Annotated in this window: 15 protein-coding genes; 4 read left to right on the forward strand and 11 right to left on the reverse strand. The window is 62.7% G+C overall.

Annotated features, from left to right (window positions below; genetic code table 11):
- Positions 1-61: 61 nt before the first annotated feature.
- The 9 genes from ABWI03_RS19940 to ABWI03_RS19980 form a co-directional block, all read right to left on the reverse strand.
- Positions 62-640, reverse strand: a complete 579-nt coding sequence (locus ABWI03_RS19940) for an adenine phosphoribosyltransferase (protein WP_435054158.1) — start codon at positions 638-640, stop codon at positions 62-64.
- The gene (locus ABWI03_RS19945) at positions 637-2367 is read right to left on the reverse strand and encodes an ABC transporter substrate-binding protein (RefSeq protein ID WP_298781603.1); all 1731 of its coding nucleotides are present in this window, start codon (positions 2365-2367) and stop codon (positions 637-639) included. The genes ABWI03_RS19940 and ABWI03_RS19945 overlap by 4 nt, the downstream gene beginning before the upstream one ends.
- A 2-nt stretch (positions 2368-2369) precedes the next feature.
- Positions 2370-3569 (reverse strand): protein translocase subunit SecF, encoded by a 1200-nt coding sequence (gene secF / locus ABWI03_RS19950; RefSeq protein ID WP_411742227.1) that lies wholly within the window; start codon positions 3567-3569, stop codon positions 2370-2372.
- Positions 3570-3589: 20 nt separating this feature from the next.
- Positions 3590-5311 (reverse strand): protein translocase subunit SecD, encoded by a 1722-nt coding sequence (gene secD, locus ABWI03_RS19955; protein ID WP_283376367.1) that lies wholly within the window; start codon positions 5309-5311, stop codon positions 3590-3592.
- 237 nt (positions 5312-5548) lie between these two features.
- Positions 5549-5896, reverse strand: a complete 348-nt coding sequence (yajC, locus tag ABWI03_RS19960) for a preprotein translocase subunit YajC (protein ID WP_003943339.1) — start codon at positions 5894-5896, stop codon at positions 5549-5551.
- 138 nt (positions 5897-6034) lie between these two features.
- Entirely contained in the window at positions 6035-7132 is a 1098-nt protein-coding gene (gene ruvB / locus ABWI03_RS19965; RefSeq protein WP_095973598.1) for a Holliday junction branch migration DNA helicase RuvB, read from the reverse strand.
- Positions 7129-7728 carry a Holliday junction branch migration protein RuvA gene (ruvA, locus tag ABWI03_RS19970; RefSeq protein ID WP_003943318.1) on the reverse strand — a complete coding sequence of 200 codons (600 nt, stop codon included), beginning with the start codon at positions 7726-7728 and terminating at the stop codon, positions 7129-7131. The genes ruvB and ruvA overlap by 4 nt, the downstream gene beginning before the upstream one ends.
- Positions 7725-8294: a crossover junction endodeoxyribonuclease RuvC gene (gene ruvC / locus ABWI03_RS19975; protein WP_003943325.1), complete on the reverse strand. Its 570-nt coding sequence runs from the start codon at positions 8292-8294 to the stop codon at positions 7725-7727. Before ruvC ends, ruvA begins: the two co-directional genes overlap by 4 nt.
- A 125-nt stretch (positions 8295-8419) precedes the next feature.
- Positions 8420-9172: a YebC/PmpR family DNA-binding transcriptional regulator gene (locus ABWI03_RS19980; protein WP_007732951.1), complete on the reverse strand. Its 753-nt coding sequence runs from the start codon at positions 9170-9172 to the stop codon at positions 8420-8422.
- Positions 9173-9317: 145 nt separating this feature from the next.
- Between ABWI03_RS19980 and ABWI03_RS19985 the strand changes: the two genes are divergently transcribed.
- Together ABWI03_RS19985 and ABWI03_RS19990 are read left to right on the forward strand one after the other, a co-directional pair.
- A complete protein-coding gene (locus ABWI03_RS19985) occupies positions 9318-9674 on the forward strand; it encodes a GntR family transcriptional regulator (protein WP_030536855.1) in 357 nt (118 codons plus the stop codon).
- Positions 9671-10591 (forward strand): hypothetical protein, encoded by a 921-nt coding sequence (locus tag ABWI03_RS19990; protein ID WP_298781593.1) that lies wholly within the window; start codon positions 9671-9673, stop codon positions 10589-10591. Before ABWI03_RS19985 ends, ABWI03_RS19990 begins: the two co-directional genes overlap by 4 nt.
- Positions 10592-10604: 13 nt before the next feature.
- Here ABWI03_RS19990 and ABWI03_RS19995 read toward each other — a convergent pair whose 3' ends face one another.
- Both ABWI03_RS19995 and ABWI03_RS20000 read right to left on the reverse strand, forming a co-directional pair.
- Positions 10605-11306 (reverse strand): GAP family protein, encoded by a 702-nt coding sequence (locus ABWI03_RS19995; protein WP_298781590.1) that lies wholly within the window; start codon positions 11304-11306, stop codon positions 10605-10607.
- Between the two features lies 1 nt (position 11307).
- Positions 11308-11508, reverse strand: a complete 201-nt coding sequence (locus ABWI03_RS20000; protein ID WP_298781588.1) for a hypothetical protein — start codon at positions 11506-11508, stop codon at positions 11308-11310.
- 111 nt (positions 11509-11619) lie between these two features.
- Here ABWI03_RS20000 and ABWI03_RS20005 point away from each other — a divergent pair, with 111 nt between their 5' ends.
- Positions 11620-12846 (forward strand): sensor histidine kinase, encoded by a 1227-nt coding sequence (locus ABWI03_RS20005; RefSeq protein WP_353798877.1) that lies wholly within the window; start codon positions 11620-11622, stop codon positions 12844-12846.
- The gene (locus ABWI03_RS20010) at positions 12801-13478 is read left to right on the forward strand and encodes a response regulator (RefSeq protein ID WP_298781581.1); all 678 of its coding nucleotides are present in this window, start codon (positions 12801-12803) and stop codon (positions 13476-13478) included. Before ABWI03_RS20005 ends, ABWI03_RS20010 begins: the two co-directional genes overlap by 46 nt.
- Positions 13479-13488: the final 10 nt, after the last annotated feature.

Here is a 13488-nt window from a genome sequence, read left to right on the forward strand (position 1 = left end):
GCCCTGCATCGGGTAATTGCCCTGGAGGTCTAACTCGACCCCCAGGAGACAACTTTAATACTCAGACCTTCACCAGGGATGTCAGTGGGTACTTCAAGAAGCGATCACGGCCGCGCAATTCCTCGATCTCGAGCACCACTGCGACGCCGACGACGTTAGCTCCACCCAACTCAACCAACTGTACAGCCGCCTCGAGTGTCCCTCCGGTAGCCAGAACGTCGTCGATCACCAGAACATTCCGTCCGGTGAGATCGAAGCCGTTTGCCGGGATCTCGAGTGTCGACGATCCGTACTCGAGGCTGTACGAACGAGAGAGCACGGGTGGCGGCAGTTTGCCGACCTTCCGCACGGCAACTACTCCCGCGCCCATCTTCGCGGCCGCGCCGGCACCGAGCAGGAAACCGCGAGCATCGACGGCGGCGATCGTGTCGGCTTCCGGAGCGCAGGCGACAAGAGCGTCGAGCACGGCTCCGAATCCCTCGGCGTCGGCGAACACCGGAGTCAGATCGGCGAACCGAACACCGGGACCGGGAAAGTTGTCCGCCCAGCGGGTCAGCCGAACAACGGCGTCTCCGGCAGCCCGGTGGATTGCGATCAATTCTTCAGTCGTGTGCAAGGCAACACCGTTCGAGACGCTCATCTGCGTAGTACCCATCTGTCCATGTTCCAGCCGGTAGCGGCCCGAGTCGGATTGACCAACACTGCCGACATGCCTGGGGCTACAGCGACAGTTCGTAGTTGATTGAACAGTGGAATCGTAGGCACCTGGGTCCACAGGATGTTCTCCGCCTCCACCGAGAGTCCCAATTGCGCACTGGTGCTCGCATCCACGTTCAACTGATCGATGATCTGATCGATCCTTGCGTTTCCGTACGTTCCGAGGTTTGCGCCGTTGCCCGATCGCAATGCTCCGCGCGCGTCGATCATGCTCGCTGTGCCGCCTGCACCGACTTTGCCTGCCATGCCGGAAAGCACAGCGTCGACTCCCCCGGACTGCAGACTCGCCGGATCGAAGCTGTCGCTACTCGCGTCCTCGATCGTGATTCCCGCCGGAGCACACGCGGCTTTCGCCTCGGAGACGATCTGCGCCCGCACCGGGTCCGGTGCGAGGTACCCGACCCGGACGGTCAACTGATCGAGGTTGGCTTCCGACAACGACGTCTTCGCGGCCTCGACGTCGGCATTGGCGTACCGATCACCGTCGACCGCGGCGGCGTCGCCGTAGACCAGTGAATCCGGCGCCATCAGTCGTGAATCAACCACGCCGGAACCCAGACCGGCCTGCGGCGCATTCTCCGTCTGTCCGAACTTCTCGAAAAGTGTTGTCCGCGGAACACAATGCGCGAAGGCACGGCGCGCGGCCTCGTCCCCCAGCGCGCCCGAAGTCGCGAGAACGAACTGCTCGATCGACCGCGACGGAATCTGCTGGACATCGAACCCGGACGGAGTGCCGAGTTCGCCTGCCGACCCGGAAGCGACGTCGACGACCTCGATCGAGTTCTTGTCGAGGTCCTCGGTCAGATTCACACCACGTGGCCAGACGACGATGCGATCGGTCGCCGGCTTGTTACCCCACCACCGCTCGTTCGCGACCAGTACCAGACCGTCATCGGCACTGTACGAGTCGATTCGATACGGACCAGCGGAAGGCAGTACGGAGGTGTCCACTTGCCCGGGAGTCAGGTTCCACCCGGTGTTCCAGAAGTCCGCGATCTTCGACAACGCTTCGGTGTCACCGGCATTCACCGCACTCACGACGTCGCCGACGCCGGCGCGCTGCGTCACGATGTGTGAAGGCATCAATGCAGTCGCACCGAACAAGGATCGCCAATCGGTGAACGATCGCCCGGGTTTGAAGAAGACAGTCGCGTCCTTCGACCCGCTCTGGCAGTCGATCCGGTCGATGTCCGCATATCCGAGATTGTTCGCCGTGTCGAACATGGGCTTCACGACCCCATCGACGTCTTTGGTGAACTTGCCACTCGACGCCGCCCAGGTGAGGACCAGATCGTCACAGGACATCGGAATCCCGTCGGAGTACACGGACGCCGGATTGAGCTTGTACGAGACCGTGAGGACGTCACCGGGCAACTCCGACGCCGTTCCGATGTCGGTGTCCGATACCGGTGCCCCGGCCGGGCCCGTGAACGTGAAGCCGGGAAGCACCCGGCCGAACGCGGCCATCGCCCCGGACACCGATCCGGCTGTCGTGTTGGCGTTGTACGTGGAGATGGAGTTGTCGATGGCGTATCCGATGGAGGGAACCTGCTCGGAGCTTTCCGAGCAGGCCGCCAACGAACCCGCAGCCACCGCAGTGGCTGCAACGAACGTCATCGATCGAACCAGTGTGCGTGTCCTTGGGAGCATGTTCAGTGCCCCTTCTTGTTTCGCTTTCCGGTCGGCCGCGCACCCGGCTGCGGAGCAACCGGCACACGACGTGCAACTGGTGCGCCGACGGCAACCGCCTGCGTACCCTTCTCGGCCAGCGTAGCCCGGCGAGCGAGCACCTTACGAGTGTGTGCGGCGACGGGTCCCCAGCGTTCCTTCATCGACACCAGGAGCGGCGTCGCGAAGAAGATCGAGGAGTACGCACCGACGATGATGCCGACGAGCTGAACGAGCGCAAGGTCCTTGAGCGTGCCGACGCCGAGCATCCATACCGCGACGACCATCAGCGCGATCACCGGAAGCACACTGATGACGGTCGTGTTGATCGATCGCATCAAGGTCTGATTCACCGCGAGGTTGGCCTGCTCGCCGTACGTACGACGCGTCAGATGCAGAACACCGCGGGTGTTCTCTTCGACCTTGTCGAACACCACCACTGTGTCGTACAGCGAGAAGCCGAGAATGGTGAGCAAACCGATCACCGTCGCGGGCGTCACCTCGAAACCGACAAGCGAATAGACGCCGGCAGTGACGATGATGTCGAAGAACAACGCGACGATGGCTGCTACCGCCATGTCGCGCTCGAAGCGGATGGCGATGTAGATACTCACGATCACCAGGAACACAATCAGCGCGATCAGCGCCTTCTTGGTGATCTGGCCGCCCCAGGTTTCACTCACGTCCGCGAAACTGATGGCTTGCGCCGACGGGTTCCCGTTCTTGTCCTTGGGCTGGAACTCGTCGAAGAGAGCAGACTGAAGATCGTTGATCTGCGTCGCGTTCAACGTCTCCGACCGGATCTGCACGGTGGCGCTGGCACCCGAGCCGACCGTCTGCACGCTGACGGGCTCGAAGCCGAGTGTGTCGGAGTACACGGTTTCCACCGCCGACGTCTCGACTCCACCCTCGGCCGGGAACTGAATGCGCGATCCGCCTTCGAAGTCGATACCGAAGGTGAAGCCGCGCAAAATGATGCTCAGCAACGCGATCGCGACCAGAGCGCCGGTCAGTCCGTAGTAGAAGCGACGCTTGCCGACGACCTCGAACGCACCCGTTCCGGTGTACAGACGCGAGAGCCAGCTGTGCTTGGGCATCGCGCCCTGGTCGACGCCGGAGTCGGTGATCTCCGATCGGGCTGCGGCATCGGAGGACGCGGCCGAGGAACTGTTGTCGGACCCCATCGGGGAGTTGTTGGACTCGCTCATGCTCGTGTCTCCTTAGCCGACGCAGCGGCGGCAACCTTACGTTCGCGGGCAACCTCTTGCACTGCGCCGAGACCGTTGACGCTGGGCTTGGACCAGAACGCCGAACGGGACGCCATGCTGACCAGTGGCCACGTCACGAGGAACACGACAATCACGTCGAGGATGGTGGTAAGACCCAAGGTGAAGGCGAATCCTCGCACCTGTCCGACCGCCAGTACGTACAGAACTGCAGCGGCGATGAAGCTCACCGCGTTGCCGGAAAGAATGGTTCGGCGCGCTCGCGCCCAACCGCGTGGCACCGCCGAGCGGAAGCTACGACCCTCACGCATTTCGTCCTTGATGCGTTCGAAGAACACGACGAAGGAGTCGGCGGTCATACCGATACCGATGATCAGACCGGCCATGCCGGCCAAGTCGAGTGTGAAGCCGATGTATCGACCGAGCAGAACCATGATCGCGTAGACCATGACTCCGGACAGAATCAGCGACAACGCCGTCAGGACGCCGAGCATGCGGTAGTAGACGAGGCAGTACAGCAGCACGAGTACGAGACCGACTGCTCCGGCGATCAACGCCGCCTGCAGTGATGCCAGGCCGAGCGTGGCCGAGACCGTCTCCGCCTCAGAGGCTGCGAACGACAGCGGAAGCGAACCGTACTTCAGTGTGTTGGCCAGCTCCTTCGCGCTTTCTGCAGTGAAGCTGCCGGTGATCGAAGTGGCACTGCCCGCAGGCGTTGCGCCTTGAATCGTGGGAGCGCTGACGACCTTCGAGTCGAGGGTGAACGCTGCCTGCTTGCCGATGTTGGCTGAGGTGAACTCGGCCCAGGTGTTGCTGCCGGTCGTCTTGAACGAGAGGCTGATCTCGTGGCGCGACTGCTGCGAGTTGAAGACCGACGACGCGTCGGCAATCTCCTGGCCGTCGATGATCGAGGGACCGAGAAGGTAGATGTTCAGTCCGTCTTGCGAGCATGCGACCAGCGGCAGGGTCGGGTCGTCGTTGCCACGAAGTGGATCTGCAACCGAGCAGTCGAGGTTGGCCAGTGCCTGCTGCTGCACAGTTTGGTCGGTGCTCTGTCGAAGGGCGCGCGCTGCGGCGATTTCCGCTGCTGCTGCGTCGCCTTCGTCGGTGCCGTCGCTCGGCGCGTCTCCGGTGGGAGCCGGCGTTGTCGTCCCCGGCGCCGGGGTGGCCTCCGGGGTAGTCGGGTCCTGAGCCAGGAACGGACGGTTCTGCGGAGTCTGGGTCCCGTCAGCGGGCGCTTCGGGAGCCGGAGCATCGGTGGCCGGAGTTTCGGCCGCCGGCGCCTCGGGCGTAGCTGTCCGATTCGCGTCACGGGTGGCGACATCGATCGAACCCGTCACCGGGCGGATGTACAGACGGGCGGTCTGGCCGAGCGAGCGAGCCTGCGCACTGTCGTCGCCGGGAACGGTGATGACGAGGTTGTCACCGTCGACGACGACCTCGGAGCCGGAAACGCCGAGACCGTTGACGCGGGTCTCGATGATTTCCTGAGCCTGCTTCAGACTGTCCTGACTGGGAGCGCTGCCGTCCGGGGTACGAGCGGTCAACGTGACGCGCGTTCCACCCTGCAGGTCGATACCGAGCTTCGGCGTAGTCGACTTGTCGCCAGTGAAGAACACCAGGGCATACAGTGCCACCACCAGGACCCCGAAAAGGGCCAGGTAGCGGACCGGATGCACCGTTCCGGTGGAAGGTGCCACGATCTTTAAGTCTCCTCAGTAGGTGCAGAGCTTCAGTAAATGCAGGGCTCGGGCGGTCGACGACCACCCGAGCTGCGGCGTTCGAACTGCAACGATTGATCAACGGGATGAACTGAGCTGCTGGTCAAAGAACGGCTCTGACGAAATAACCATTCTCACGAAAGAACTACCACGGACAAACTGATCTGGACGTGTGTCCGAGTTCACAACTCTAGAACACGTACCAGGTCGACGAAGTCAGGACTCCTTGGTGAGCCGGATTTCGGTGTCGGCAGCAGACTCTTCGATCTCCGAAATCGAGTCGTCGTCGTACTCGTCGGTCTCGGTCGTCTCGACCACGCGCTCACGGATGACCAGACGCGACCAGGTGGTGATGACGCCGTCGGCGATCTCGAGGTCCACGGTGTCGTCGTCCAGAGAAGCAATCGTGGCATAGAGCCCGGCCGTGGTCTGCACTCGATCGCCGACCTGCAGCGAGTCCTGCATCTCGGAAGTGGCAGCCAAAGCCTTCTTCTGCTTGCGCATGCCCAGGAACATGGGCACCAGCAGTGCGAGGATCAAGAGTGGGAAAAGCAAACTCGACATGTGTTGATCAACCTCGGTTGTGTTGCACGTTTTACGCCGCGATGGTCCCGGATGGACCTACGCAATACACCAGTGTGCCATTAGTTGCTGAGGATTCCTGACAGATCGGCCGTTCAAGTAGGCCTTTCCAGTCGAAATTCACTCTCCGTTCGGATCGAACAACGTGGCCTGCGGTTCGTTGACACGAACCTCGATACCGCCCGCTGCGGCATCCGGCGGCGGTGTCATTCCGAGTTGCGTCCAGGCAGCGGCGGTAGCCACACGTCCTCGCGGCGTCCGGGCGATCATCCCGGCACGGACCAGGAACGGCTCGCACACTTCTTCCACCGTCGACGGTTCCTCGCCGACGGCCACCGCAAGCGTCGACACGCCGACAGGCCCGCCGCCGAACGACCGCACCAACGCACTCAGAACGGATCGGTCGAGACGATCCAAGCCCAACTGGTCCACGTCGTAGACGGCCAAGGCTGCCTGAGCGACGTCCATGGTGACGATTCCGTCGGCGCGGACCTCGGCGAAGTCACGAACCCGGCGCAGCAAGCGGTTCGCGATACGCGGCGTCCCGCGCGAGCGTCGCGCGATTTCGGCCCCGGCGTCAACTTCGAGATTGACGCCCAGAATTCCGGCCGACCTCATCAGAATCTGTTGCAGCTCTTCGGGTTCGTAGAAATCCATGTGCGCGGTGAATCCGAAACGATCGCGCAACGGACCGGTCAGCGCACCGGATCGGGTAGTCGCACCGACCAGCGTGAACGGTGCAACCTCCAGTGGAATCGACGTGGCACCCGGCCCCTTGCCGACGACGACGTCGACACGGAAGTCCTCCATCGCCAGGTACAACATCTCCTCCGCCGGACGCGCGATGCGGTGAATCTCGTCGATGAACAACACGTCGCCTTCGACGAGATTGCTCAGCATCGCGGCCAAGTCTCCAGCGCGTTCGAGTGCGGGCCCGGACGTCAGCCGCAGTGAAGAGCCCAACTCCCCCGCGATGATCATCGCCATCGACGTCTTACCCAGCCCGGGCGGACCGGACATCAGGATGTGATCAGGCGTGCTGCCACGAAGTTTTGCACCGGTGAGCACCAACTGCAATTGCTCACGAACACGAGGTTGCCCGATGAAGTCGTCGAGACTCTTGGGACGCAAACTCGCTTCGACGTCGCCGTCCCCTGCCACCAATTCGGCGGAGACCTGCGACTCGTCCTCGAAATCGTCGATCGGGTCGAAGTTCATCGAGTCTTACCGAGCAACGACAGGGCAGAACGCAGCGCGACCGACGTGGTGGCCTCGGGTGATTCCGCCAGAACCGAGTCCGTGGCCTGCTCGGCCTGCTTGATCGGGAAGCCCAGACCTTCCAGAGCCTCGACGATCTGATCGCGGATCGAACTGCCGGCGACCACACCGGAAGCCGCGCCGGCCGTCGTCGCGACCGCGTCGACCTTGTCGCGCAATTCGACGACCATGCGCTCAGCGCCGCGTTTTCCGATACCGGGGACCCTCGTCAACGCCGTCAGGTTGCCTTCCGAAAGTGCCCGCCGCAATGCGTCGGGTTCGAGAACTGCGAGAGTTGCCATCGCCAGGCGCGGCCCGACACCCGAGACCGTTTGCAAAAGGCTGAACAGATCCTTCGACTCGGTATCGGAAAAGCCGTACAACGTCATCGAGTCTTCGCGAACGATCATCGTCGTGAACAGTCGTGCTTCGCTTCCCCGATGCAGCGCACCGAGGGTCACCGGGGTGGCATTGACCCGATATCCGACGCCCGACGCTTCGATGACCGCATGGTCGAGCGCAATATCGAGTACCTCGCCGCGTACCGACGCGATCATCGTGAACCTGCCTTCTTCGTCTCGGCCAATTTTGCCTGATACTTACGCATTTGTTCAGCGGCCATCGCCTCGGCGCGGGCCATTCTCTCGATCATGGGAGCTCGCCAGCAGTGACAGATCGCCAGCGCCAGCGCGTCGGCGGCATCAGCAGGTTTCGGCGCAGTCTTCAAATTCAGGATTCGAGTCACCATCGCGGTGACCTGCGCCTTGTCTGCGTTACCGCTACCGGTGACGGCAGCCTTCACCTCACTGGGCGTGTGGAAACACACCGGGATTCCGCGCCTGGCTGCCGCGAGTGCCACAACACCGCCCGCTTGCGCCGTTCCCATCGCGGTACTGACGTTGTGCTGCGCGAACACACGCTCGATCGCAACCACCTCGGGCTTGTACTGCTCGATCCACAGTTCGGCCGCATCGGAAATCCGCAGGAGCCGAGAACCGAGGTCCATCTCTGCCGGGGTCCGCACCACGTCGACTGCAATCGGGCGCACTTTCCTGCCGTTGCTCCCGTCGACCACGCCCAACCCGCAGCGAGTCAGCCCTGGGTCCACTCCGAGCACGCGCACTTTGTCACACCTCTCCATACCGAACAGCTGTTCGATAGCTTAGCGGTGTGCGGTACTACTACCCCGCATCAACACGCAACCCGGCCCAGACGCGGACGTCAGGGCCGGGTTGCGTTGAAGAGCAATCAGTCTTCGAGAGCCGCGAGAACCTCGTCGGACAGATCGATGTTGGTGTAGACGTTCTGCACGTCGTCGGAGTCCTCGAGCGCGTCGACGAGCTTGAAGATCTTGCGTGCGCCGTCGACATCCAGGGGAACCTCGACGGAAGCGCGGAAATCAGCTTCGGCTGAGTCGTAGTCGATGCCGGCTTCCTGCAGCGCCGAACGCACTGCAACCAGATCCTGTGGCTCACTGACGATTTCGAAGGTTTCACCGAGATCGGTGACCTCTTCGGCGCCGGCGTCGAGCACAGCCATCAGGACGTCGTCCTCCGACTGGCCGTTCTTTTCGAGCGTGACGACGCCCTTGCGAGCGAACAGGTAGGACACCGAACCCGGGTCTGCGAGGTTTCCACCGTTGCGGGTCATCGCGGTGCGAACTTCACCGGCTGCGCGGTTGCGGTTGTCGGTGAGGCACTCGATCAGAACGGCGACGCCGTTGGGTCCGTAACCCTCGTACATGATGGTCTGCCAGTCTGCGCCGCCCGCTTCTTCACCGGCGCCGCGCTTGCGCGCACGCTCGATGTTGTCATTGGGAACTGACGTCTTCTTCGCCTTCTGGATGGCGTCGTACAAGGTGGGGTTGCCCGTGGGATCGCCACCGCCGGTTCGTGCCGCCACCTCGATGTTCTTGATCAGCTTCGCGAAGGATTTGCCACGACGTGCGTCGATCACAGCCTTCTTGTGCTTGGTGGTGGCCCATTTTGAGTGGCCGCTCATGCGATTCAAGCCCCTTTCCTGCTGCGTTGCGCACGCCGAATGCGCGTCTTTCAGCTCTGCCGATGTTACCCGTCCCACGTCACAACTCGCTGCATCCCCCGACACGAATTAGTCAAACCTCGCATTGTTTGCATAGAATGCAAACATGTTGGTCCGAATAGATCACGCCTCCACAACTCCACTCGCGGAGCAGATTGCAGCCGGGGTTCGTGGCTCGGTCATCCGCGGTGAGATCGGTCCAGGTGACCGCCTGCCGTCCGCTCGCGCCCTCGCCGAGTCGATCGACGTCAATCTCCATACGGTTCTTCGTGCGTACGCAACACTGCGCGACGAAGGCCTGCTCGACCTCCGACGCGGACGTGGCGCCGTCATTCGCGCCGAATTCGACTCGGGAAGAACAGCTCTCAACGAATCTGCGCGCGAGTTCGTACGGCAAGCCCGAAATCTCGGACTCGACACCGCGCACATGCTCGACCTCATCAAGGAGACCAGCACACAATGACGACCAGCAAGATCCGACTCTGGACAGCAGCTTCGCTGACTCTGATCCCGACCCTGATCCTGGTTCTCGCACGCTTCGCGTGGGGTGACCGCCTACCCGAGACCGTCGCGAGCCATTGGTCCGGATCGATCCCGGACGGGTTCAGCACCACGACGACCTTTTTCTCCATCGCGCTGGCGATATCACTGGTGGCAGTCGTTATCGCGTGTGTTGTCGCGGCCCGTTCGAGTGACAACGCCCCCCTGTTTCTCGCCGTCACCTCGATCTCGAGTGCAACGCTGGCGACGATCTGGATTCTGAGCGTTGCCCTGACTATCGATGCCGGAACGCCGGAAGACGCACGTATCGGCTGGTGGATTCTTGCGCCGATCGCGGCGGTACTCGTGGGAGTTCTGGCATACGCGCTGCCTGACCAGCAACGAAACGGCCCGAAGTCGCCCCTGCCGACTCCGACGCTCGACACTCCGCTGACGTCCTCCGAACGTGCAGTGTGGGTCGGGCAGGTCCGCAGCGTCTGGCCGTGGATCGCTACCGCCGGCCTCGTAGTTCTCGTCATCGCGACTGCCGCGTACTCGGATTGGTGGGTTGCCGTGATCCTGGGTGTATCCACCCTCGCCGTCACAGCATTCGCGTCGGTCACCGTGCGCGTCGACCGTCACGGTGTCGGCATCAGTTCCTGGGGCGTTCGATGGAAGAAGATCCCCATTTCGAAGGTGAAGTCCGCGTCGGTCGACGCGATACGTCCAGCCGAATGGGGTGGATGGGGGTACCGGATCACCCCTCGTGGAACAGCCGTCACGCTCCGCTCGGGTGAGGCCATCGTGGTCACTCTCGAGAACGGACGACTGTTCGCCGTGACCGTCGATCACCCGGAAGACGGTGTGAAGCTGATCAATTCGCTGGTTCAGGCTGGTTGATTCACGAACGACGTCAATTCACGAACAACACGGCAGCGGCATTGCCGGCGAGGTAGAAGCCGGCAATGCCGAACACCCAACCCATTGCGCTGTCGCCGTGGTGAGAGATGAACGAATCCACTCGGCGCAGCGGCTTGTCGAGGCGGTGGCCGGCCACGACCCGCCCGAACAGAAGAAGGACCGCTGGCGCGGCCATGATCAGACAGTAACCGGCAAGTATCGACGCAGACGTGACTGCGGACAACCCAGCAGCGGTGATCATCGCGATTGCCGCCAAGTAAGGCAGCATCGTCACCAATTCAGCAGTCCCGGCAGCAATCGCCAGAAGTACAACACTTCTCGCGGAACTCGCCGAGCCCAGCACCCGCTCTCGCCAAACATGAGTTCGATCGGCCTGACCGGATGTGCGCCTCTTCTCGGAATCGAATCGAAAGCTCCACGCGAACAACGCGATACCGAGAATCAACTGCACACCGCGGGCTGCGGGGGTTTCGAGCAGCGGGGCGACGACAGGCATGCCTGCCCGTGCCGTCGTCCAGACTGCCACCCCGACAACAAAATAGAACGTCGTGATGACCATCAGATAGATCAGCAGCCTGCGAACGTGCGGTCGTCCCGGCATCAACAACATCCAGACCGGGACGACCAACGTTCCGATGCTCGTACTGTCCAGCAGGGCGAGTCCGCCCAGGGTCACGAGTAGGACGAGGTCCACGTCAGTCGTTTCGGCGCTCGGGTATCGTCGTCTCCCTCGTTCGGACTGCATTCACGATGTCGAAAGCACCGATGATCGCGAGGATCACGCCGAGTGGCCCGCCGCGAAACCAGAAGAACTCGGCGTCACGCGCGAACAGCCACAGGCAGCCGCCACCGACGACCAAGAGAATGCCGATCATCAACTCGAATCGAATTTTCATGCCTCCAGCGTGTCTTCTCTCTCGAATCCGCACATCAGTCATCGGAACAACGCCGATCTCATCATTTGGTATGACAAGTCGAGCGCCCCGATGTGCTCTGATAAGTCTGTGGTGACCAGAAGTCGGAGTGTCGGCAAGTGGAACGATCCGCTCATCGCCTTCGGCTTGTTCGCGATCGGGGCGCTCCTCTACCTCGTCGGCTTGTACGAAATGTGGACCGATGTCGGAGCTGTCGCCGACGTCCCCGTCGGAGTCCGGATCGGGATGCTGGCTCTGCTGTGTGCAATCGACTCGTTCCGGCGGGTGCGCCCGGCCACGGCCCTGGCGGCGGGGACCGTCATCGTCGCGGTCGACGCCGCCCTTGGCCCCACTCTGCCGATGTGGCTGGTTCTCTCGGATCTCACCTACGCCGCAGTTCTGTACGGGACGGCTCGGCTGGGCCGCGTGGTGTGTTCTCTGACCGCGGTGACGGTTGCCGCGCTCACTGCCCTCGTTTACCTGTCCACCCAGGACGTCCGCGCTGCAGCCGGAGCAGGCGTCGTGACCGCTCTGTTCTTCGGTACGCCGGTGTGGTGGGCACTGGTCATCCGTCGACAGGTCGAACTGACCGAGGCCGAACGTGAGCGTTCCCGAGTCCACGAGGCACTCGCCGTTCTGGACCGCGAGGCCGCAGTCGCTCACGAACGCGCGACCATGGCGCGCGATCTGCACGACGTGATCGCGAGCCATCTCTCCGCCATCGCAATCCACTCGGAGGCCGCACTCTCCACCGCAGCTCTCTCCGCTGAACGGGGCGAACCCGACGATGAACGAAAAACTGGCTTGAGGGAGATGATCGGAGCGATCAGATCGAGCAGTCTCGCGGGACTTTCCGAGATGCGGTCGATGATCGAACTGCTCCACGCCGGAGACGACGAGACCCCGGACCCGCGTTCCTCTCCCCCGAGGCTGACCGAGTTGCCCGTCGTCCTGGACGCAGTTCGGGCAGCCGGCGCCGCCGTGCACGTTGCGATCGACATCGATGCTGCCGACCTGCCGAGCGTCGTCGATCACACGGCGTATCGGATCACCCAGGAGGCGTTGACCAATGCACTCAAGCATGCGCCTGGAGCGCCGATCTCGATGTCGATCTCTCTCCAGCACAATGCATTACAGATCGAGATCCGAAACCCCGTTGGTCGCGGCACATCCAATCCGCGGGTAGGAACGCATGGACTTGCAAACATGCGTCACCGCGCCGAGCTGCTGGGCGGTTCACTCGACGCACTTCCTGTCGACGGAGAATGGACGGTATGCGCGCAGCTACCGGTCCCCGCACCGAGCGGAACGGATCGGTGATCACCGTCGCTCTGGTCGACGACCACGCCGCGATCCGTTCCGGCCTGTCGATGATCCTGCGGCAGCACGACGACATCGAAGTCGTCGCGGAGGCCGGTGACGGAGCGTCGGCGATCACCGTCACTCGCACGCACCAACCCGACGTCGTGCTGATGGACATCCGGATGCCGGGCACCGACGGCATCGAAGCGACACGTCAGATCGTCGGCACTACCCGAAGCCACGTACTGGTGTTGACCACCTTCGATCTCGACGAATACGTCTTCGCGGCCCTGCGCGCTGGTGCGTCGGGATTCCTGCTCAAGACTGCGACCGCGGACGAGCTGACCAGCGCTATCCGGAATGTCGCAGCCGGAGATGCAGTGCTCGCTCCTCGCGCGGCGCGTGCACTGATCGGCGAGTTCGTCCAGCGTGCACCCAAACCCACCGAACCGATGGGATTGAGCGAGCTCACCGACCGTGAACGTGAGGTGCTCGCGCTGCTGGGGACCGGTCTGTCGAATGCCGAACTGTCGCGGGAACTCGGTGTCGGTGCTCCGACGGTGAAGTCGCATGTATCGCGAGTTCTGTCGAAGTTGCACCTCACCTCACGCGTCCAGGCGGCGATCCTTGCCCGCGAACTGGAGCTGTAGGTTCGGCCGA

This window comes from Rhodococcus baikonurensis (assembly GCF_040489275.1).
In the GTDB taxonomy this organism is placed as follows: domain Bacteria; phylum Actinomycetota; class Actinomycetes; order Mycobacteriales; family Mycobacteriaceae; genus Rhodococcus_F; species Rhodococcus_F baikonurensis.